The organism is Xenorhabdus sp. SGI246 (assembly GCF_040838225.1).
Taxonomy (GTDB): domain Bacteria; phylum Pseudomonadota; class Gammaproteobacteria; order Enterobacterales; family Enterobacteriaceae; genus Xenorhabdus; species Xenorhabdus indica.
In genome coordinates, this window is sequence record NZ_JBFPEZ010000002.1 from 53133 (window position 1) to 73704 (window position 20572).

Sequence of the window (20572 nt, forward strand, 5' to 3'; positions counted from 1 at the left end):
ATTCATGAATAAGGAAATAACTCGCTGTGGTTGGGTTACGTCTGATCCTGATTATCTGGCTTATCACGACAATGAATGGGGTAAACCGCTAAAAGACAGCCGACAGCTTTTCGAATTGATTTGCCTTGAAGGGCAACAAGCGGGTTTATCCTGGCTCACCATTCTGAAAAAACGGGAGGGGTATCGAAAATGTTTCCATCAATTTGATCCTGTCAAAATTGCTGAAATGGATGAAGATGATGTCGAAAAATTGATGCAAGATCCTGCTATTGTCCGCAACCGCGCTAAAATCAATGCCATTATTCATAATGCTCGTGCTTACCTGAAAATGGCCGAACAGAAAGAAGATTTCTGTGAGTTTATCTGGCAATTTGTTGATAACGATCCGCAAATTAACCACTGGAAAACACGGGCAGAAGTGCCTGTCAAAACCGAGCATTCTGATGCACTCTCAAAGGCACTGAAAAAACGCGGATTTAAATTTATCGGCAGTACTACCTGTTATGCCTTTATGCAGGCTGCGGGTTTAGTCGATGATCACATCGCAAACTGTCTATGTCGGAAAATTAAAAATGTCGAAAAATTGAAAACCGAAAAACTGAAATCAATACATAAAAACAGGTGACAATATAATAAGGTGCGGGGTATGGTGTCCTCTTATCCTACAAAAAAGACATAGCTGCTGTTATGAAATTCTCTCAATTCGGAAACAAGTTCACGCAAGATTCAGGAATTACTCTCCTGATGAATGATCTCAACAAAGGTTTGAGAACACCCGGCGCGATTATGCTAGGTGGTGGTAATCCTGCTCATATTCCTGAAATGGATGACTATTTCCAACAACTATTGACAGATCTAGCGTTAAACGGTCAATTGACCGAAACACTGTGCAACTATGATGGGCCACAAGGAAAAAACACCTTAATCGCAGCGTTGGCTCAAGAATTACAAGAAAAACTTGGTTGGGAAATCCACCCACAAAATATTGCCCTGACTAATGGCAGCCAAAGCGCCTTCTTCTACCTGTTCAATTTATTAGCGGGACGTGCTGAAGATGGTTCAATGAAACGGGTTCTGTTTCCTCTTGCACCGGAATATATTGGCTATTCGGATTCTGGCCTGGATGAAGGTTTATTTGTTGCCAATAAACCCAATATTGAATTACTACCCAATGGCCAATTTAAATATCGGGTTGATTTTGATCATCTGAATATTTCTGAAGATATCAACTTGATCTGTGTTTCCCGTCCAACTAATCCAACAGGTAATGTCATCACCGATGAAGAATTACTGCGCCTGGATGCGTTGGCACAGCAACACCAAATCCCTCTGCTGATCGATAATGCCTACGGTGTACCATTCCCTGGTATTGTATTCAGCAATGCAACGCCTCTTTGGAATCCGAATATTATCTTATGCATGAGCCTATCGAAACTGGGGCTACCGGGTACTCGCTGTGGAATCATCATTGCTAATGAGAAAATTATTCATGCTGTCAGTAACATGAATGGCGTTATTAGTCTGGCACCAGGCGGGGTTGGTTCTGCTATTACGCTGGAAATGATCCGCCGTAATGATCTGTTCCGTTTATCCCAGAATGTTATTCAGCCATTTTATAAGAAACGGGTAGATCGCGTCATTGAGATCATCCGCCGTTACATGTCAGAAGAGCACTGCCTTATTCATAAACCAGAAGGAGCAATATTCCTCTGGTTATGGTTTAAAAATCTGCCTATTACGACAGAAGTCCTTTATCAGCGATTAAAAAAACGAAAAGTGTTGATGGTGCCGGGCCACTACTTTTTCCCTGGCTTGGAGCACAACTGGCCTCACGCCCATCAATGTATGCGTATGAACTATGTACCTGATTTAGAGAAAATCGAAGAAGGTGTCCGAATTTTATCCGAAGAAATTGAAATCGCTCATAAAGAAACAGATCGCTAATCAAAATAATAAAAAAGCTCCCTCATTTAAGGTGAGGGAGTAAAATGATAACGAGGACTTTTTACCTGAGAACAGGACAGTAGTTATTAGAATCCCAAAAGAATTCTTCACACATAGTAGGAAAGGAAAACAATCCTTGTTTATACACTTTCCCTGAACTCGGCATATTTAACCAGAAAATAAAAAATCTAATGGCCTGAATAGATAAGATTTTTTAACTTTAAATTGCCTCTACTAGGTGAAATTAAGGTAATTGCCACGTATTATGTGATCTAAAACACATTTAATGAATCAAACACATATACCTAATTATTTAACATTGTCTTCAATCCCTTACATCTCACAGAAAGTAGTCATCTACACCTAATGCCCAGACCTTATTTCCTCAAACTCAGTGACTAATCTAAGCAATGAAAAATATTCATTTGAGTAATTGCTTATAATGTTGATAGATTTACAAGTAATAATTTATATATGTTCTTACTTTTTATTAAAAATATAAAAAAATTTAAAAATCTTCTGACGAAAAAAATTATTGCATTTAACAATAAGCGCTATAGCAAACTGAATATAACCTGACTATAGTAAATAATCATATAGAGTTATCTTTATGATTAGGAAAAGTAACGTTAAAGTAGATATAAGAACTTGGATACGGCAAATTAACTCATTGGGTTCATGGAATAGAAATGATGAAAAACAGTAAACTGCTTCTATTATCCGCTACTATACTTGGATGGTCTCTGCTTACAGGCTGTTCCAGTATCATGACACATAGTGGCCCCAATCAAGGATATTATTCTGGGGCACAGGCTAATATTAACATGTTAAAAGATGATAAAACGGGATGGTTTCTGAAACCTTTGCTCGCAGTAGATCTACCATTATCAGCCCTGTTAGATACTCTTTTGCTCCCTTATGATTATGCTTTCTCAAATCATGATCAAACAAGAAAATCACCTAAGCTTCGTGTTGAAAAACTGGAAAAAAGTTCAACTCATACACAACAGATATCAGATGAACCCATAAGCCCATAAATAACATAAGCCCATAAATAAATAGTGCGGACTGATGCTTCATTGTTCTATCAATCCGAACTCTACCAGTCCCCACTGTGCTGAAAATTGTTTTCATATGTTTTTTCAGGCATCGTTATTGCGCAAAGATGGTGCAACGATGCCTGTCTCAACAATAAAGATCTGACGATAGCCATTAATGTCGCGCATAAAAGCAACATATTGATCATCAGGTGAGATCACTATTGCATCAGCACATGGGGCAAGGTCAGTACGTGCTGTTAGCCGCTGAACTTCACCATTTTGGCTATCACAGAGCATGACACTGTTATCACAGACAAAAGCAATAAATCGGCCCCGGCTATCCCAGTTAAATGCAGATTGTATGTCATGTGCATTATGCGTGACCTGTATTGGTTCTCCCTCTTTTGGGGATACATACCATAACTGGATAGTTCCCTTATCATCTTTCATCAGAAAACAAATTTTGTTGCCATCTGGAGATGTTCTTAACCAATGCCGGGGAGTATTGACCACACCCGGCCAACGATTCTGGTGAGTAAACGTTAAACGTTGTTGTTTCACTCCCGCAGGTGGTGCAGGTAAGGTCGTTTCCGTTCCGGTTAATGGCTGATCACCTTCAACTGCATAATCTTCATCATGCTCAGGTAGGTCAACAAGGTAAATTTCAGGGATCTTTTCACCATTTTCAGTGCATGTATCACCAATAAAAGCCAGAGCCCAACGCTGCCATTGTCCATTCTTTTTAAGATAACCCTGCTGCCCAATCCACTCTTCTTCATATGCACGATTGATCTCATCACTACCAGGACGTGGATGTGCTGTAGTGCGGCTCACTACCACCGAAAAATAGCTACCATCATATTCTCTTGGGTGTTTTTTGGCTGATATCACCGTTCTTAATGGAATAGCGACCGCTACATTACGTAAGTCAAGTGCAGGATCCAACTCATGCATAACATGGTCGTTATAGGTAAAGCTTAAGCGACTGCCATCAGGGCTAAAAACATGCACGTGTGTACCACCACGCAAGGCTCCGGCTGTATAAGGTGGGGTAATGTCCAACGCATCAATATTAACAGTAACATTTGGCTGAATATCGGAAACAATCACACCACGGCGATGATGAAAATCGTATTGCCAGTGAGCATCGGGATTTTCCGGGCCATGGATAAACGCATAACGAACAGGTTCCTGCGGATTAACTGTTACAACACCGACATGCGCACCGTCTTTTGCCTGATAAATAATCTCTGTCTGTCCATTATTTATATGAATTTTTTCTATCGTTAAGCCAGTAAAGTCGGCCCCGTTAGGACGTACATCATAAACTAACCACTGGCTATCAGGGGTCCAGATATTTATATTAGTTATCTGATGGCTACGGTTGTCGAATGTAATCTGGCGTTCCTTAAAAACCATTTTCCTACCTTAATATTTGAGGTTTCGGATAATAAAAACTAATGCTATTAAAATTTAACTAAAAAATTTCAATCGAGCCGTTATTATTTCAGCATTATTCTTTATTTTACGTTATATTCCATTTAATTAAATTTATGCTACTCAGTGTCCTTTATATCATTGGTATCACGGCTGAAGCCATGACAGGTGCTTTAGCCGCAGGTCGTCGAAAAATGGATGTGTTCGGCGTAATTATTATTGCCTCTGTAACAGCCATTGGTGGTGGTTCCGTTCGTGATATTATTCTGGGCCACTACCCACTTGGTTGGGTTAAAAACCCAGAATACATTGTGACTGTTGCCTGCGCCGCAGTAGTCACCATTTGGGTTGCCCCAATGATGAAACACCTTCGACGTTTATTTCTTATTCTTGATGCGATTGGTTTAATTGTTTTTTCAATTATTGGCGCACAAATCGCACTGGATATGCACTACAGCCCAGTCATTGCCGCCATTGCCGCTGTTATTACCGGTGTTTTTGGTGGAGTACTGCGCGATATGTTTTGTAACACCATTCCATTAGTGTTCCAAAAAGAGATTTACGCTGGTGTCTCTTTTGCGGCTGCTTGGTTATATATCGCGTTATTACAGACTCCACTGCATCCAAACAGCGTAATTATCATCACCCTTATCGCAGGCCTAACCGCCCGCTTGATTGCTATTCGCTATCGTCTTGGATTACCCATCTTCAATTATGATGGTGCTGACCATTGATATTCATCTGGGCGTTTGGAGCAAATGCTTGCTCCTTCGCTCTTGCATGTTTACCTGCCTACCGTTTTCTTTTCTGCATTTTCCTGTTCTACATTTCCCGACTTCCCTACAAAGAGAACTACGGCAAAAAAACCGCTTCCTGTGAAGGCACTGCATTTAAATCAACGTCATACACCAGCCATTCCATGCACATTAAGATTAATTCCCTGTAAAGTTAATGCTTCAACCAGTTCTTTAACTTCGGGGTATTGTAAAAACTCCTCAATTTTTGTTCTTTGTTTTGCGGTTAAAGTACTGCCGATTCTTATTTCTGATAATTGTACATCCCTGTACTGATTTACTTCATCCATAAATCTATTGGCATAAGGCATCCCTATCGCTTCACGCCATAATGAGACTGGCTGTCGTTGTGCCTGCTGGAATTGGGTGAAAATTAGCTCCGCACGTTTAGAACCAATATTAGGTATTTCAGCAAGTTGCTTCTTATTCAATGCCAACCAGCCTGCCAGATGTGTTACCCGTCCATCCCTTACTAAAGCAGCCCATATACCTTGTCCAACACCCTTCATTTTCAACTTTTTTCCCATCCATGTCAGACGAGCAATAAACTGTTGTTGGCAATCTTGGTTATTCAATACAAAACAACTGAGCGAATGAAACTGCTGCATATTAGGAGGCTGAATATTCTGACGTTCCGCAATGCGCCATACCACTTTATCGAGTTTTGGTATGCCATGCCCCGCCAGTGTTACGGTCACTTTATCTCCCGGATAAACATCCCATTGCTGCCAACGTCTTACTGAACCAATATGAACACGATTGATCTGTCTATCGTCTAATTGCACTTTTTCCAACTCTAGTAAAACAGATATTTTTCCTGTCCGACCTATCTTGAACTGAACCTCTTTTACTGTTGTAACTTGCTGTTGCAAAGGATACTTCCACGCAATCGACCAACTGTTTGAACCAGCCCGCCATTGTCTGCCGGCAGGCTCGGTTTCTTGCCTTAAAACAACACCGTCTGTGGCAAAAGGGAGAGGATGAGTAAAATACATTTTCCACTTTTCCTCCGCATTCTCTGCACTGAAAATTTGATGGCTATATTGCTGTGTAATGGGAAATCCCATTGATGTCAGTTTCTCTAGTTTAACAGCCATATCATCTGGCCCATCCGGCCAGCTCCATATAAATATCCCTATTTGGCTAAGTTCCGGTGAAGGAGTTTTACGCATCATCAACCCCGCTACCTTACTGCGTGCGTTCTGACTACCTGCAATAGATTGACGATGGTTATTCTGTTGCCAAAAGAGCTCTCCTTGTAACACCATATGATCTGGTGCATTTTCTATCTGTTTAGGAATACTGGAAATAAATTCACTTTTATCCAGCCAATCTGTTCCTTCTGCACCATTCCCCCTGCTGATTAATCCGACCAAGAGACCATTTTGATAAACCAACGTAACTGCAACTCCATCAATTTTGGGCTGTACCCAAACGGCTGAGCGTCCTTGTAACCATCGGCGAACTTCCTCTATTCCTTTTAATTTATGCAAGCCTGTATGCTGGATGGGGTGAAACTGCTTTTCGCTAGTTAGATCTACCTTATGTGGCACCACCAGCGAGAATGATTTATCTATCACAAAAGCATTGTCTGATACTGTCTTATTTGATAAAGCAGATACAGCAAGGGTATTGTCTTGTTTTTGCTTCAAACAATCCTGCCAGAACGTTAAGGTTTCCAATAGCTGATCATAAATCTCATCATCTATTTCACTGATTCCCTGCTGACGATAAAGGTGATCCCATTTCGCTATCTGTGGTGTCAAACGTTCTATTTCAAGCTGGAGTTTTTCCTTTGACCAAGCCGGGCAATCTGCTAATGCCATCGGCATTCCAAACAGCAATACCAAAATTATAATCAGAAAATTAAGCATCCTTGCTCCATATATGTCCTTAAACCCGAACAGAGAATAAAAAGAAATTCGGCTTGTGCCAAGATAGAAGAAAGGAGTTTGCGAAGTGTTTCGAAAAATAATGGTGCAATTTCTGCAACCGTTTATTTTTTCTGAAATTGTTTCGCAAAATATTGCTTGAATATCTGTTTGTTAAGAAAAAATTTTGTTGAAATGCCCGTTGACATGTATTGTAACGCTGCATGGATTAGCGTATCCGTGTATACTATGTGGGATTTATCTTCCTGCGCTTGCATTTATTAATACCCCAATCAGTCAAGAAATCAGCATGAGTCAAGGAACGTTATATATTGTTTCTGCCCCAAGTGGAGCAGGTAAATCAAGCCTTATTCAGGCTTTATTAAAAACTCAGCCTTTGTATGACACTCAGGTTTCTGTTTCACATACAACTCGTCCGACACGCCCTGGCGAAAATCATGGTGAACATTATTATTTCATCACAGTCGATGAATTCCAAAATATGATCAACCATGATGAATTCTTGGAGCATGCCTGTGTTTTTGGTAACTATTACGGTACTTCCCGCAAAATTATCGAAGATACTCTCGCTAGTGGTGTTGACGTTTTTCTTGATATTGACTGGCAGGGTGCGCAACAAATCCGTCAGAAAATGCCTGCGTCCCGTAGCATTTTCATTCTTCCTCCGTCAAAGGAAGAATTACTCCGCCGTCTGCGGGGGCGTGGTCAGGACAGCGAAGAAGTCATCGTCAAACGAATGTATCAGGCTGTTGCAGAAATGGAACATCATAGAGAGTATGACTATGTCATTATCAATGATGATTTCAATACAGCCCTGGCCGATTTACAATCGATTATTCGTTCCGAACGTCTGCGATTAGAAAGGCAGACTCAACGACATGATGCGTTAATCAGCAAATTATTGGCAGACTGAACTAAGTTTCAGTATTATGCCCAGTCACTTATTTATCTGTGGAGTAGCACACATATGGCACGCGTAACTGTTCAAGACGCAGTAGAAAAAATTGGTAACCGTTTTGACCTGGTGTTGGTCGCTGCTCGCCGAGCACGCCAACTGCAAGTCGGTGGAAAAGATCCTCTTGTTCCAGAAGAAAACGATAAGATGACTGTTATCGCTCTGCGTGAAATCGAGCAAGGTCTTATCAATAATAAAATTCTTGATGTTCGTGAACGTCAAGAGCAGCAGGAGCAAGAAGCTGCAGAAATCAAAGCTGTTTCTGCTATCGCCGACGGTCGTCGTTAATTTTACGGTAGGTCTGCCTTGTACCTGTTTGAAAGTCTGAACCAGCTTGTACTTAAATATTTGCCTGAAGATCAAATTGATCTATTAAAGCAGGCTTATGTCGTAGCACGGGATGCCCACGAAGGGCAAACCCGCTCCAGTGGTGAGCCATATATCACTCATCCCGTCGCTGTTGCTTGTATTCTGGCTGAAATGCGTCTTGACCATGAAACACTTATGGCCGCACTTCTGCATGACGTCATTGAAGATACACCAGCAACATTTCAGGATATTGAGCAATTATTCGGCACTATCGTCGCCGGATTAGTGGAAGGTGTCTCCAAACTGGACAAGCTGAACTTTCGTGATAAAAAGGAAGCTCAGGCCGAAAACTTCCGCAAGATGATCATGGCAATGGTACAGGATATCCGTGTCATTCTGATCAAACTGGCAGACCGAACTCATAACATGCGAACCCTTGGTTCTCTGCGCCCTGATAAACGGCGGCGCATCGCCAAGGAAACGTTGGAAATCTACAGTCCGTTGGCCCATCGATTGGGGATCCATCACCTGAAAACAGAACTGGAAGAGCTTGGTTTTGAAGCCTTGTATCCTAACCGCTATCGGGTGATTAAAGAGGTTGTTAAAGCTGCTCGTGGCAACCGTAAGGAAATGATACAGAAAATTCTGGCAGAAATTGAAGGTAGATTAACGGATGCGGGCATCCAATGTACCGTCAATGGACGGGAAAAACATCTCTACTCTATCTATCGCAAGATGCACCTGAAAGAACAGCGTTTTCATTCCATTATGGATATTTACGCATTCCGTGTCATCGTCGACAACCTTGATACCTGTTATCGTGTTTTAGGGCAAATGCACAGTCTGTATAAACCCCGTCCCGGTAGGGTGAAAGATTATATTGCCATTCCTAAAGCCAACGGCTATCAATCCTTGCATACCTCTCTAATCGGTCCACACGGAGTACCTGTTGAAGTCCAGATCCGGACAGAAGACATGGATCAAATGGCAGAGATGGGGGTTGCGGCACACTGGGCTTATAAAGAACAAGGGGAATCGGGCACTACAGCGCAAGTCCGAGCCCAACGCTGGATGCAAAGCCTGCTGGAACTCCAGCAGAGTGCTGGTAGCTCTTTTGAATTCATTGAAAGCGTTAAATCTGATCTATTCCCTGATGAGATTTACGTTTTTACTCCTGAAGGGCGTATTGTCGAATTACCGGCAGGTGCAACACCTGTTGACTTTGCTTATGCTGTCCATACAGATATTGGTCACGCTTGTGTCGGGGCTCGAGTTGATCGTCTGCCTTACCCGCTATCTCAGACCCTAAGCAGTGGGCAAACCGTCGAAATCATTACCGCCCCAAGCGCTCGCCCTAATGCAGCATGGCTGAATTTTGTCGTCAGCTCTAAAGCACGCGCTAAAATACGCCAGTTACTGAAAAACCTTAAACGGGATGATTCCGTTAGTCTGGGGCGGCGTCTGCTCAATCATGCACTTGGCAATGGACTGAAAATTAACGATATTCCACAGGAAAATATCGACAGAGAATTGGCAAGAGTGAAACTCGCTTCACTTGATGACCTGCTGGCAGAGATCGGATTAGGTAATGCGATGAGTGTCGTTGTTGCTCATAATCTATTGGGTGCTACAGAAAAAATTCCGAATGGTAATAGCAGTCAATCCCGTAAGCTGCCAATCAAAGGTGCCGATGGCATCCTGATTACCTTTGCTAAGTGTTGTCGACCGATTCCGGGTGATCCGATTATTTCCCATATCAGTCCGGGGAAAGGTTTAGTGATTCATCACGAATCTTGCCGTAATATCCGTGGTTATCAAAAAGAACCGGAAAAATTCATGCCTGTTGAGTGGGATAAAGATGTTAATAGTGATTTCATCGCTGAAATTAAAGTTGATATGTTTAACCATCAGGGAGCACTGGCAAATCTGACAGCAGCTATTAATGATGCAAATTCTAGCATCCAGAGCATGAATACCGAGGAAAAAGATGGCCGCGTTTATTGTGCTTTCATCAGGCTGACAGCCAAAGACCGTATCCAGTTGGCAAATATCATGCGTAAGATACGTGTTATGCCGGATGTACTGCGAGTCAGCCGTAACCGAAACTAGAGGTTATGAATCCTAAACGTTATGCACGTATTTGTCAGATGATGGCAATGCGTCAACCTGACCTGACGATTTGTTTAGAAGAAGTACACAAACCCCATAATGTATCCGCAGTTATTCGCTCTGCGGATGCAGTTGGCATTCATCAAATCCATGCGATTTGGTCTGCTCATCAGTTACGAACTCAGCTCTCCTCTGCGGCAGGTAGTAACAGTTGGGTTCAGGTAGAAACCCACTCATCTATTGAACATGCTATTAGCCAGTTTAAAACCGCCGGAATGCAGATATTAGCCACCAATCTTTCTGATAAAGCGGCTGATTTCCGTCAGATTGATTACACTAAACCTACCTGCATCATTATGGGGCAGGAAAAGAAAGGAATTTCCAAACAGGCTATCGCGTTGGCAGATCATGACATTATCATTCCAATGGCAGGTATGGTTCAGTCACTGAATGTCTCTGTTGCCTCTGCTCTGATCCTGTATGAAGCACAACGGCAACGCCAAATCGCTGGTATGTATCAACGGGAAGAAAGTACTCTCTCTGAAGAGGAGCAACAAAAGTTACTGTTTGAAGGTGGGTATCCTGTTTTAGCGGCGGTCGCACATCGTAAAGGGTTGGAACGACCGTTCATTGATAAACAAGGGCAAATTATCGCAAGTGAATCTTGGTGGGCAACAATGCAAGCAACGACAGCACCACCAACAGGGAAATAAATCACACTGACGGAGAATAGGTATGAAAGGCCGATTACTTGATGCCATCCCATTAACCACTTTACATGGTGTTGGAACCAATCAGGTGACTAAACTTGCCAAGTTGGGATTGGTCAATCTACAGGATTTATTATTGCATTTACCTCTCCGTTATGAAGATCAAACCCGCCTGTATGCCATTAACGATGTATTACCCGGTATTTATGCTACGGTGATGGGTGAAATATTGCGTACCAACGTGACGTTTGGGCGTCGGCGCATAATGACCTGTCAAATCAGCGACGGAACAGGCATATTAACTCTGCGTTTTTTTAATTTCACTGCTGCCATGAAGAACAGTCTGGCAGAAGGCAAACATGTCATTGCTTATGGTGAAATCCGCCGCGGCGCCCAAGGCGCCGAAATTATCCATCCAGAATACAAAATCCAGCAACACGCTGAACGTATTCAATTGCAAAATACATTAACACCTGTCTATCCCACGACAGAGGGAGTACGCCAAACCACACTACGTAAGTTGATCGAACAGGCTCTGGAATTGCTTGATACTTGCGCAATTAATGAATTATTGCCAGATCAGTTTAGTCAGCAGATCATCAGCCTTCCCAATGCCCTGCGTACTCTGCACCGTCCACCTCCAGATATTTCTCTGGCAGATTTGGAAAATGGTAAACATCCAGCACAACGCCGATTAATTCTGGAAGAACTACTGGCACATCATTTAAGTATGCTGGCGGTCAGAGCCGGAGCTCAGCGTTTCCATGCCCAACCGCTCACGGCAGATAATTCGTTAAAACAGCAATTACTGGATCAGCTCCCTTTTTCGCCAACACGGGCACAGGAACGTGTAGTAAGGGAAATAGAGCATGATCTGGAAAAAAATGTCCCGATGATGCGGCTGATACAAGGTGATGTCGGTTCCGGTAAAACGCTGGTGGCAGCACTCGCTGCAATACGAGCGATTGTACACGGTAAACAGGTTGCCTTAATGGCTCCGACTGAACTTCTTGCGGAGCAACATGCCAACACATTTCGCCAGTGGCTTGAGCCACTTGGCATTCAAGTAGGATGGCTTGCGGGTAAGCAAAAAGGCAAGGCGCGCCAAGCGCAACAAGAAGCCATTGCCAGTGGTCAGGTAAGTATGGTCGTCGGTACTCACGCAATGTTTCAGGAGCAAGTTAAATTTGCCGGGCTGGCATTGGTCATTATTGATGAACAACACCGATTCGGTGTTCATCAACGTCTGGCTCTTTGGGAAAAAGGACGTGAACAGGAGTTTCATCCTCATCAATTGATCATGACCGCAACACCTATTCCACGAACATTGGCAATGACCGCTTATGCCGATTTAGATACTTCCATTATTGATGAACTTCCCCCTGGACGGACACCTGTAACCACTGTCGCTATCCCTGATACTCGTCGGAATGAAATTATTCAGCGTATTAAAAGTGCTTGTTTAGATGAAGGCCGTCAGGCTTATTGGGTATGTACCCTGATTGAAGACTCCGACATACTAGAAGCACAAGCTGCTCAAGTTACCAGTGAAGAATTGACCCTGGCGCTACCTGAGCTGAAAATCGGCCTCGTGCATGGGCGGATGAAACCGGCGGAAAAGCAATCTATTATGGAGGCTTTCAAGCGAGGTGAATTACAGTTATTGGTTGCCACCACGGTGATTGAAGTCGGTGTGGATGTCCCTAACGCTAGCCTGATGATCATCGACAATCCTGAACGGCTAGGGCTGGCTCAGTTACATCAGCTCCGTGGCCGCGTCGGGCGTGGATCTGTCGCCTCCCACTGTGTCCTGCTCTATAAAACACCACTGACCAACACAGCCAAAATACGTCTGCAAGTCCTACGGGATAGTAATGATGGTTTTGTCATTGCCCAAAGAGATCTGGAGATTCGGGGACCTGGTGAACTGCTTGGTACACGTCAGACCGGTAACGTCGAATTTAGGATTGCCGATTTATTAAGAGATCAGGGAATGCTCCCCGAAGTGCAACGTATCGCCCATTATATCCATCAACACTATCCTGAACATGCCAAGGCACTGATTGAACGCTGGCTGTCCGACCGTTCGCAATACAGTCATGCTTAATCAATGAGCTATCATGCATATAAGATAATTAAAAAAATGCCGCTGATAATTTCAGCGGCATTTTTAGCCAAGATATCAGGCAAAAGCAAAGGTGAGTTAAGTTAGCCTGCTACAGATGGGAATACCGGTAATAACAGATAAATCTTGATAACGGCTGAGTTAACGATATCAATAAAGAACGCACCTACCATCGGTACAAGCAAAAACGCCACATGAGATGGCCCGAAGCGGTCAGTAATCGCCTGCATATTCGCAATCGCCGTTGGTGTGGCACCCAAACCAAAACCACAGTGACCGGCTGACAATATTGCCGCATCATAATTTTTACCCATTACTCTGTAAGTGACGAAAATAGCATACAGAGCCATAACCACTGTTTGTATAGCAAGTATCACCAACATCGGCAGCGCAAGGGACGCCAGTTGCCACAATTTAAGACTCATCAATGCCATTGCCAGGAAGAGAGACAAACTGACGTTACCTAGCACTGACACTGCCCGGTCAAATACCCGATAAAAACCAAGCAAAGACAAGCCATTACTGAGTATTACTCCGGTAAACAGAACACACACAAAAGTTGGCAAAAAGAGCGTACCTTCCAGAACCTTTTCAAGATAGCTCCCCGCTAATAAACAGATAGATATTAAAGCGATGGTTTCAAGCATCACTAGTGGTGTAATTAAACGGCCGGTATAGGGTTTTTCAAACGCAGTCGGAACTTCAGTATCTTCAGCTTCCAGGCCAGGTGTTTTGTTATTTCTTACCAACAGACGGGCAACCGGTCCACCAATCAGGCCGCCCAGTATTAAACCAAATGTTGCACATGCCATTGCGACTTCAGTGGCATTCTCAAAACCATAACGTTCAGTAAATACCTTACCCCAAGCAGCGCCCGTTCCGTGTCCTCCTGAAAGGGTGATTGAACCAGCCAACAGCCCCATCAATGGATCAAGCCCAAGTATTTTCGCCAATGCAATCCCTACTGTGTTTTGCACCAACAGTAAGCCCACAACGATAACGACAAAGATTGCCAAGGATCTCCCACCTGCTTTCAGGCTGGCAAGGTTAGCGTTTAAGCCTACAGTAGCGAAGAATGCCAACATAAGAGGATCTTTGAGGGATAAATCAAAGCCGACTTCCCAACCCGTGGACTGTTTAACTATCAGCAGAACAAAAGCAACCAGCAAGCCACCTGCGACCGGCTCCGGGATCGTATACTTTTCAAAAAATGAAATTGACTGTACGAGTTTTCTTCCCAATAGCAAAACAAGTGTGGCCGCAACGAGCGTGCCATAAATATCCAAATGATACATTTATGTACCCCATCTATTGTTAAAATTATGTGAATTTAATGCGACGTTATAATCATCCTATAAAAACGCCAAGAGCAGGTAAGGGTTGGATTAGAAAAAAAATTACTGATAAACACAAGATAAAACATTTAAAAATGTGACGAAATAAAGTTATACCTCCTAGGTAAAATCTCACGCAAACGATTGCTTTTATAAGCCAGATCAATAAAATATGTTTTTTGTTGACTCGAAACTCCACACCATGGTTACCTCAACCCACGAACATTCAGCATTAGAAACCCCCGAAAAATCGGGTAGTGAATTAATTTACCGTCTGGAAGATAAGCCACCTCTTCCACATGCTCTGTTTGCCGCCTGTCAGCATCTGCTGGCAATGTTTGTCGCTGTCATCACACCAGCGATATTGATCTGTCAGGCTCTTGGGCTTCCCGAACAAGATACACAACGCATTATCAGCATGTCTTTGTTTGCTTCAGGGTTAGCCTCGCTTATCCAAATCCGTTCCTGGGGGCCAATTGGCTCAGGTTTGCTTTCCATTCAAGGAACCAGTTTTAATTTTGTAGCTCCTCTTATCATGGGTGGCCTGGCCCTGAAAAATGGAGGAGCCGATATTCCAACAATGATGGCTGCCCTGTTTGGTACGTTGATGCTTGCAGCAACCACTGAGATATTTCTTTCCCGCATACTGCATCTGGCCAGAAAAATCATCACACCTCTAGTTTCCGGCATTGTTGTCATGATTATTGGTCTGTCACTGATTCAGGTTGGGTTAACTTCTATTGGCGGCGGTTATAGCGCTATTCAACAAGGTACGTTTGGTGCCCCTGAAAATCTTTTACTGGCAGGCACTGTTCTTGCCATTATCGTGCTGCTGAATCGCCAACATAATCCCTATTTACGGATTGCATCTCTGGTTATTGCCATGACAGTAGGGTATTTAGTCGCTTGGTATATGGAGATGCTACCCCATTCAACCACAACAGAAGACAAACCAATTATCACTGTTCCTTCTCCGCTGTATTACGGGCTCTCTTTTGACTGGAATTTGTTGATCCCGCTTGTCCTGATTTTTATGGTGACGTCACTGGAGACAATTGGTGATATTACAGCAACGTCAGATGTTTCTGAGCAACCTGTCAGCGGCCCGTTGTACATGAGGCGCATTAAGGGGGGTGTATTGGCAAATGGTCTCAATTCGATGGTTTCTGCCGTATTTAATACATTCCCGAATTCCTGCTTTGGTCAGAATAATGGAGTAATCCAACTGACTGGTGTTGCCAGCCGCTATGTCGGTTACATTATTGCTTCCATGCTGATTCTATTAGGGCTGTTCCCGGCAGTAGCAAGTTTTGTACAGCATATTCCTGAACCAGTATTAGGTGGCGCGACTATTGTGATGTTCGGTACGATTGCCGCATCTGGTGTCAGAATTGTTTCCCGTGAACCGTTAAATCGACGTGCCATTATAATCATCGCTTTGTCACTGGCTGTGGGGTTGGGTGTTTCTCAACAACCGTTGATCTTACAATATGCACCTGAATGGGTAAGAAACCTGCTTTCTTCTGGCATTGCCGCTGGCGGGCTTACAGCCATTCTCCTAAATCTGATTTTTCCTCAAGAAAAATCATCGTAATTTTCGCCTGGCTCTTCTTCTCCCGCTCATTATAGCGGGAGTTTTTTGGTGTAATTCTTCGCATATTCTTTTGCAATATTCTTCGCAATTTTCTTGCCAGCATGCCGGAATGCGTGCTTTTTCAGTGTTGACTATTGAGTAGCGATCCGTTTTACGGCATAAAAGAGATTCTTTTCAGGATGAGCGTATTGAGGTGAGATCATGAAGTGGTTAGGGAAATGCGTTGCTACTCTACTGTTATTACTGATTCTGGCAATTATCATTATTTATTTTGTTGCCCAAACACACTGGGGAGCCAAAAAAATAAGCCAGTGGATCAACAAGCAAGGCCATTATCAGGTCAATATTGAAAATATCGACCACAGTTGGCTCCGGCCTATGACCCTGATGCTTAATAATGTGAGTATCAGCGATAAACAGGGGTCTTTCTCGCTCAATGCTAATACGGTGGATCTGGATCTCAAATGGCAATTCCTACCCAAATTCACAGATCTCCATAAGCTGACATTACAACAAGGTAAGTTAGTACTGTCAGGCAATCAGTTTCCCCCGGTTTTGAAAGCCGATATTTTACAACTGAATCAGATAGATATTCAGTTAACAACCCCTCATTCGCAAATTCAGGGGAAAAATATTATCGGCGGCATCACCCCCTGGATACCTGATACCAACTCTCCTTTTGGTTCGGGGCAGTACCAGTTCAGTGCCAGTACAATCAGTATCAATGGGCTCCCGTTTAATAAGGTCGTCATGCAGGGGAGCTACCAGAATAACAGTCTGACCATCAGCTCCTTTGGTTCAGAGTTTCTGAAAGGTTTCATCTCTGGAAACGGACAACAATTACCTGATGGCAGTTGGAACTGGGATAATATCCTGATCAATGACATACGCTGGCAGTCCCCAATGTCACTGGCTGCTCTTGTAGAAAAAACGCATAAACTCCCGACCATCCGCATTAAAGATCTCAATCTCACTAACGCCAAGCTACAAGGGAAAGATTGGTCTGTCGATTATCTTGATACAACCATCAAAGGACTGGGGTTAGTCAATGGGCGTTGGCAGGCTGAAGATGGCTTGATTGATTTTAATGCCATGAATATGACCTTCAATGATGCTCAGTTCCGGGATGTATTGGGTAAGTTACGCTTTTCCGGTGATATTTTTACCATCGCCAATCTGACAACTCATTACCAGAAAGGTTTATTCAATGTTAAAGCTCAATGGGATCGCCAGAGCCGCCAGTTAACCCTCAACGACAGTTCAGTGACAGGCTTGATATACTTCCTGCCAGCAAAATGGCATGACTATATCAAAAATCCCGCACCAGAATGGATTTCAGCACTAAAATTAAACAATGTCAGTATTAACAATACACTCCTGATTGATGCGAATCCTGATTTTCCATTTCAGCTCACCACACTATCAGGCTATATCGATGCTATGGATATCCTGAAAAATGGTCACTGGGGACTATGGAATGGACAAGCATCATTACAAGCAGCCAGCGGAACATTCAATAAAGTAGAAATCGCTCGTCCCTATCTACAATTACATGCTACAGATAACAGGGTCGTGGTTGATAAAATAAATGCTTTTACGGGTGATGGATTACTACAATTTAACGGTACGGTTGAACAGTCAGCTTCTCAAAAACCTTTTCAGCTCAACTTCAAGGGAATGAATGTGGACTTGGGTATTCTGCCACAATGGGGTTGGATACCGCTCAATGTGCATGGCGATGGCAATTTTTCACTGGCTATCACTGGTGATCTCTCAACTGACAATATTAAAGATACCATTAGTGGCACATTGGTTACTGAAGGCAGGTCATCCAATAAAGAGTCACAATCGATTAAACAAGGGATAATTTCAACCAATAACTGCCCTGCCGGACAATCTTATGCAGACCAATCTAACGAAGCAGGGCAATCTCATACAGAGCAATTACAAAAAGACAGCACAAACAGTTCTACCTCAGAAACAGCTAAAACCTGTACTACTATTCGGTTATAGCGGTCCAGGTTATAGCAGACTCAGGTTGTAGAAGCCCGTTCAGCAGGCAATACAATGTAAGTACCGGTGAACACACTACCCACACCCAGTTCACCGCCTACTTGTACTTCCAGCTTAACACGCGCTTTATTGCCACGTGCAAGTCGGGCTAAATCACCACTCATATTGTTGAGGTCAGCAACAGCACTGGGGCGGCCAGTAATTGGTTTATGGTAACGAATATTCGCATCAACCAGAATGATATCTCCCCCCAATTGACGTTCCTGCAATAACAGCCAGATCAATCCCCACGCTGTTAATGTTGATTGGGAAAACAAGCTACCTGCAAAAATAGTATGGTGAGGGTTCTGGTTACCTGCTTCCGGCATTGTGGTAATAAAACGTTGCCCTGTGTATTGAGTAATACGCAGCCCCATTTTTTCACTCAAGGGAATGTGCTTGTACCACGCCTGTTGCAATTCCGCACACCAGTCCGGGCGGTGCAAAATATCATCAAGACTCATAATCGGCTTAATCATCAAAAAGTGATTAATAGGAGACGACTGAGCACCATTAATAAGGCCCCGGTTTTGAAAACCCAACTTACTAAAGAAATCAACGGCATCCTCACGTGCGCTGCAAACAATCCGCTTTACACCTTCTTGTCTGGCAACAGATTCCAATGCCATTGCAATCAGTGTGCCTAACCCTTTCTTCTGTTCATTAGGGTCAACAGCCAGAAAACGGATGGCACCTTCACTATCTGCATTGATATATAAACGCCCAACAGCAACTGGTTTGCCTATTTCATCCACCACCATTTGATGATGAGCCATCGAATCATAAGCATCTCTTTCTGAGCCAATCGGTTGATGAAGTGGCTTACGCAGCATCTCCCAACGAAATTGGTAATAAGTTTCCAGCTCTTGTTCGGTTTGAGGTACTCTGAGGTGATACATAGAAACAGCCCCTTCTTTGCGTGTTGTCATGTGTAGTCAAGGAAATGCATACAGAAAACGATGGTTATCTTATTTTGTTATGTTCATCGCTCCCGAATATAAAGTACGCACTTATACCCGGTGTCTTTCAAATTGCAGCTTTGTTTAGTGCATCCTGAAATCCATTGGGTAAACATCATACTTGCAACCAGAAAGTCACAGGCCCGTCATTTGTCAGACTCACTTTCATGTCCGCAGCAAATTGCCCCATTTCTGTTTTTATACCAGTTGCACGGCACTGTTCAACAAAATAGCGATAAAGTTGGTTAGCTTTTTGAGGTTCAGCGCCACCAGAAAAACTCGGTCTTAAACCTTTTTGAGTATCAGCAGCCAGGGTAAATTGGGAAATAACCAATAAGCTCCCATTAGCTTGCTGAACATTCAGATTCATTTTCCCATACTCATCGCTGAACACGCGATATCCCATTACTTTGTCACACAGACGCTGAGCTTTTTGTTGATCATCTTCTTTTTCAACCCCTAGAAAAACCAACAGCCCCTGCTCAATTTCTCCAACAGTTTTACCCTCAACAACAACTTCTGCCTGTGTTACACGTTGAATTAATGCAATCATTTTTCTTGTGAGTGATCCATAAAAGATAGAGTAACCTGTAGGGATAGAACCTTGCTTGCCAAGATGCCATCCCATTTAGAACCTGTTAACTGTTATGTGAAACAGTTACATGAGAACGGTTATGTGAAAGATACTATGTTGCTTTGGGAAGTGAGAAGTCATGTGTTTTAAAATAATCAGGAATGACTTTCCTGTCAGTCACATGAATGGCATTGATACCTAATTTTTTTGCTGCATCAATATGTTCCAAAACATCATCAAAAAAAACTGCCTGCTCAGCAGCTACACCTTCTTTTTCAAGCAAATATTTAAAAATATCCTGATTTGGTTTACGCATTCCCAAGTCTTGGGACAGATAAAGGAAATCTGCCGATGCAGTGATTTCAGGGTAGTGTTGTGACCAGTACTGGAGATGTAAAGAGTTCGTGTTGGATAATACAACAACTCTATGCCCCTGCTCCCTCAGTTTATTCATTAACTCAATGACTTCCTGCCTGACGCCAATGAAAATCGCATTCCAACCTTCAGAGAATTGTTCAAAGCTGAGTGAGATTTCCATTTCATCACACAGCACTTCAACAAATTCTGTATCCGTGATTTGCCCGCATTCATACTTTTCAAAAGCCTCTCCCATTGTAAATTTGGTCGTCAACGTTGCCAATGGTGTACCACTTAAGTTACTCCAGACAGCCAGTACTCTTTTAAAATCAATATCAATAATCACATTACCCATATCGAAAATGTACAGCATAATCCCTCCTGACT

The 20572-nt window shown here is 43.0% G+C and carries 17 protein-coding genes; 11 read left to right on the forward strand and 6 right to left on the reverse strand.

The genetic code is table 11. The features are described 5' to 3' along the window. Window positions 1-16: 16 nt before the first annotated feature. From ABLA85_RS00335 to ABLA85_RS00345, 3 genes are all read left to right on the forward strand, one after another. Window positions 17-625, forward strand: a complete 609-nt coding sequence (locus tag ABLA85_RS00335) for a DNA-3-methyladenine glycosylase I (protein ID WP_367960593.1) — start codon at window positions 17-19, stop codon at window positions 623-625. A gap of 62 nt (window positions 626-687) precedes the next feature. Then, complete coding sequence (locus ABLA85_RS00340) at window positions 688-1944, forward strand: valine--pyruvate transaminase (protein WP_367960355.1); 1257 nt, start codon at window positions 688-690, stop codon at window positions 1942-1944. Between the two features lie 692 nt (window positions 1945-2636). Further along, on the forward strand, window positions 2637-2981 hold the full coding sequence (locus ABLA85_RS00345) for a YceK/YidQ family lipoprotein (protein WP_367960595.1): 345 nt from the start codon (window positions 2637-2639) through the stop codon (window positions 2979-2981). A gap of 105 nt (window positions 2982-3086) precedes the next feature. Here ABLA85_RS00345 and ABLA85_RS00350 read toward each other — a convergent pair whose 3' ends face one another. After that, complete coding sequence (locus ABLA85_RS00350; protein WP_367960357.1) at window positions 3087-4403, reverse strand: DUF3748 domain-containing protein; 1317 nt, start codon at window positions 4401-4403, stop codon at window positions 3087-3089. Between the two features lie 134 nt (window positions 4404-4537). On the opposite strand from ABLA85_RS00350, the gene ABLA85_RS00355 reads away from it, so the two are divergent. Beyond that, window positions 4538-5155 carry a trimeric intracellular cation channel family protein gene (locus ABLA85_RS00355; RefSeq protein ID WP_340620126.1) on the forward strand — a complete coding sequence of 206 codons (618 nt, stop codon included), beginning with the start codon at window positions 4538-4540 and terminating at the stop codon, window positions 5153-5155. A 167-nt stretch (window positions 5156-5322) separates the two neighbouring features. Here ABLA85_RS00355 and ligB read toward each other — a convergent pair whose 3' ends face one another. Continuing rightward, window positions 5323-7089 carry an NAD-dependent DNA ligase LigB gene (ligB, locus tag ABLA85_RS00360; protein ID WP_367960359.1) on the reverse strand — a complete coding sequence of 589 codons (1767 nt, stop codon included), beginning with the start codon at window positions 7087-7089 and terminating at the stop codon, window positions 5323-5325. A 307-nt stretch (window positions 7090-7396) separates the two neighbouring features. Here ligB and gmk point away from each other — a divergent pair, with 307 nt between their 5' ends. Genes gmk through recG form a run of 5 tightly spaced genes read left to right on the forward strand, consistent with a single transcriptional unit; the run spans window position 7397 to window position 13297 of the window. After that, window positions 7397-8020, forward strand: coding sequence for a guanylate kinase (gene gmk, locus ABLA85_RS00365; protein WP_367960361.1), 624 nt, complete (start codon window positions 7397-7399; stop codon window positions 8018-8020). Between the two features lie 54 nt (window positions 8021-8074). Then, entirely contained in the window at window positions 8075-8350 is a 276-nt protein-coding gene (rpoZ, locus tag ABLA85_RS00370) for a DNA-directed RNA polymerase subunit omega (protein WP_047683454.1), read from the forward strand. A gap of 18 nt (window positions 8351-8368) precedes the next feature. Further along, window positions 8369-10480, forward strand: coding sequence for a bifunctional GTP diphosphokinase/guanosine-3',5'-bis pyrophosphate 3'-pyrophosphohydrolase (gene spoT, locus ABLA85_RS00375; protein ID WP_367960363.1), 2112 nt, complete (start codon window positions 8369-8371; stop codon window positions 10478-10480). A gap of 5 nt (window positions 10481-10485) precedes the next feature. Beyond that, window positions 10486-11193, forward strand: a complete 708-nt coding sequence (gene trmH, locus ABLA85_RS00380) for a tRNA (guanosine(18)-2'-O)-methyltransferase TrmH (protein ID WP_367960365.1) — start codon at window positions 10486-10488, stop codon at window positions 11191-11193. Window positions 11194-11215: 22 nt separating this feature from the next. Beyond that, a complete protein-coding gene (gene recG, locus ABLA85_RS00385; protein WP_367960367.1) occupies window positions 11216-13297 on the forward strand; it encodes an ATP-dependent DNA helicase RecG in 2082 nt (693 codons plus the stop codon). Between the two features lie 101 nt (window positions 13298-13398). Here the strand turns inward: recG and gltS are convergent, their stop codons facing one another. Beyond that, a complete protein-coding gene (gltS, locus tag ABLA85_RS00390; protein WP_367960368.1) occupies window positions 13399-14610 on the reverse strand; it encodes a sodium/glutamate symporter in 1212 nt (403 codons plus the stop codon). Between the two features lie 241 nt (window positions 14611-14851). Here gltS and ABLA85_RS00395 point away from each other — a divergent pair, with 241 nt between their 5' ends. Further along, window positions 14852-16243 carry an NCS2 family protein gene (locus tag ABLA85_RS00395; RefSeq protein WP_367960370.1) on the forward strand — a complete coding sequence of 464 codons (1392 nt, stop codon included), beginning with the start codon at window positions 14852-14854 and terminating at the stop codon, window positions 16241-16243. Between the two features lie 201 nt (window positions 16244-16444). Continuing rightward, window positions 16445-18256 (forward strand): AsmA family protein, encoded by a 1812-nt coding sequence (locus ABLA85_RS00400; RefSeq protein WP_367960372.1) that lies wholly within the window; start codon window positions 16445-16447, stop codon window positions 18254-18256. Between the two features lie 20 nt (window positions 18257-18276). Here the strand turns inward: ABLA85_RS00400 and fabY are convergent, their stop codons facing one another. The 3 genes from fabY to yihX form a co-directional block, all read right to left on the reverse strand. After that, the gene (gene fabY / locus ABLA85_RS00405) at window positions 18277-19194 is read right to left on the reverse strand and encodes a fatty acid biosynthesis protein FabY (protein ID WP_367960597.1); all 918 of its coding nucleotides are present in this window, start codon (window positions 19192-19194) and stop codon (window positions 18277-18279) included. A 175-nt stretch (window positions 19195-19369) separates the two neighbouring features. Next, window positions 19370-19807 carry a D-aminoacyl-tRNA deacylase gene (dtd, locus tag ABLA85_RS00410; protein WP_047683511.1) on the reverse strand — a complete coding sequence of 146 codons (438 nt, stop codon included), beginning with the start codon at window positions 19805-19807 and terminating at the stop codon, window positions 19370-19372. Between the two features lie 133 nt (window positions 19808-19940). Beyond that, complete coding sequence (yihX, locus tag ABLA85_RS00415) at window positions 19941-20558, reverse strand: glucose-1-phosphatase (protein WP_367960374.1); 618 nt, start codon at window positions 20556-20558, stop codon at window positions 19941-19943. Window positions 20559-20572: the final 14 nt, after the last annotated feature.

Excerpts from the sequence above, each read along its gene's own strand:
- ABLA85_RS00345 (WP_367960595.1), top strand. The coding sequence starts at position 2,637 with ATGAAAAACAGTAAACTGCTTCTATTATCCGCTACTATACTTGGATGG.
- recG (WP_367960367.1), top strand. The coding sequence starts at position 11,216 with ATGAAAGGCCGATTACTTGATGCCATCCCATTAACCACTTTACATGGT.
- ABLA85_RS00355 (WP_340620126.1), top strand. The coding sequence starts at position 4,538 with ATGCTACTCAGTGTCCTTTATATCATTGGTATCACGGCTGAAGCCATG.
- gmk (WP_367960361.1), top strand. The coding sequence starts at position 7,397 with ATGAGTCAAGGAACGTTATATATTGTTTCTGCCCCAAGTGGAGCAGGT.
- ligB (WP_367960359.1), bottom strand. The coding sequence starts at position 7,089 with ATGCTTAATTTTCTGATTATAATTTTGGTATTGCTGTTTGGAATGCCG.
- rpoZ (WP_047683454.1), top strand. The coding sequence starts at position 8,075 with ATGGCACGCGTAACTGTTCAAGACGCAGTAGAAAAAATTGGTAACCGT.
- fabY (WP_367960597.1), bottom strand. The coding sequence starts at position 19,194 with ATGTATCACCTCAGAGTACCTCAAACCGAACAAGAGCTGGAAACTTAT.
- yihX (WP_367960374.1), bottom strand. The coding sequence starts at position 20,558 with ATGCTGTACATTTTCGATATGGGTAATGTGATTATTGATATTGATTTT.
- ABLA85_RS00400 (WP_367960372.1), top strand. The coding sequence starts at position 16,445 with ATGAAGTGGTTAGGGAAATGCGTTGCTACTCTACTGTTATTACTGATT.
- ABLA85_RS00395 (WP_367960370.1), top strand. The coding sequence starts at position 14,852 with ATGGTTACCTCAACCCACGAACATTCAGCATTAGAAACCCCCGAAAAA.
- ABLA85_RS00340 (WP_367960355.1), top strand. The coding sequence starts at position 688 with ATGAAATTCTCTCAATTCGGAAACAAGTTCACGCAAGATTCAGGAATT.
- gltS (WP_367960368.1), bottom strand. The coding sequence starts at position 14,610 with ATGTATCATTTGGATATTTATGGCACGCTCGTTGCGGCCACACTTGTT.
- ABLA85_RS00350 (WP_367960357.1), bottom strand. The coding sequence starts at position 4,403 with ATGGTTTTTAAGGAACGCCAGATTACATTCGACAACCGTAGCCATCAG.
- trmH (WP_367960365.1), top strand. The coding sequence starts at position 10,486 with ATGAATCCTAAACGTTATGCACGTATTTGTCAGATGATGGCAATGCGT.
- dtd (WP_047683511.1), bottom strand. The coding sequence starts at position 19,807 with ATGATTGCATTAATTCAACGTGTAACACAGGCAGAAGTTGTTGTTGAG.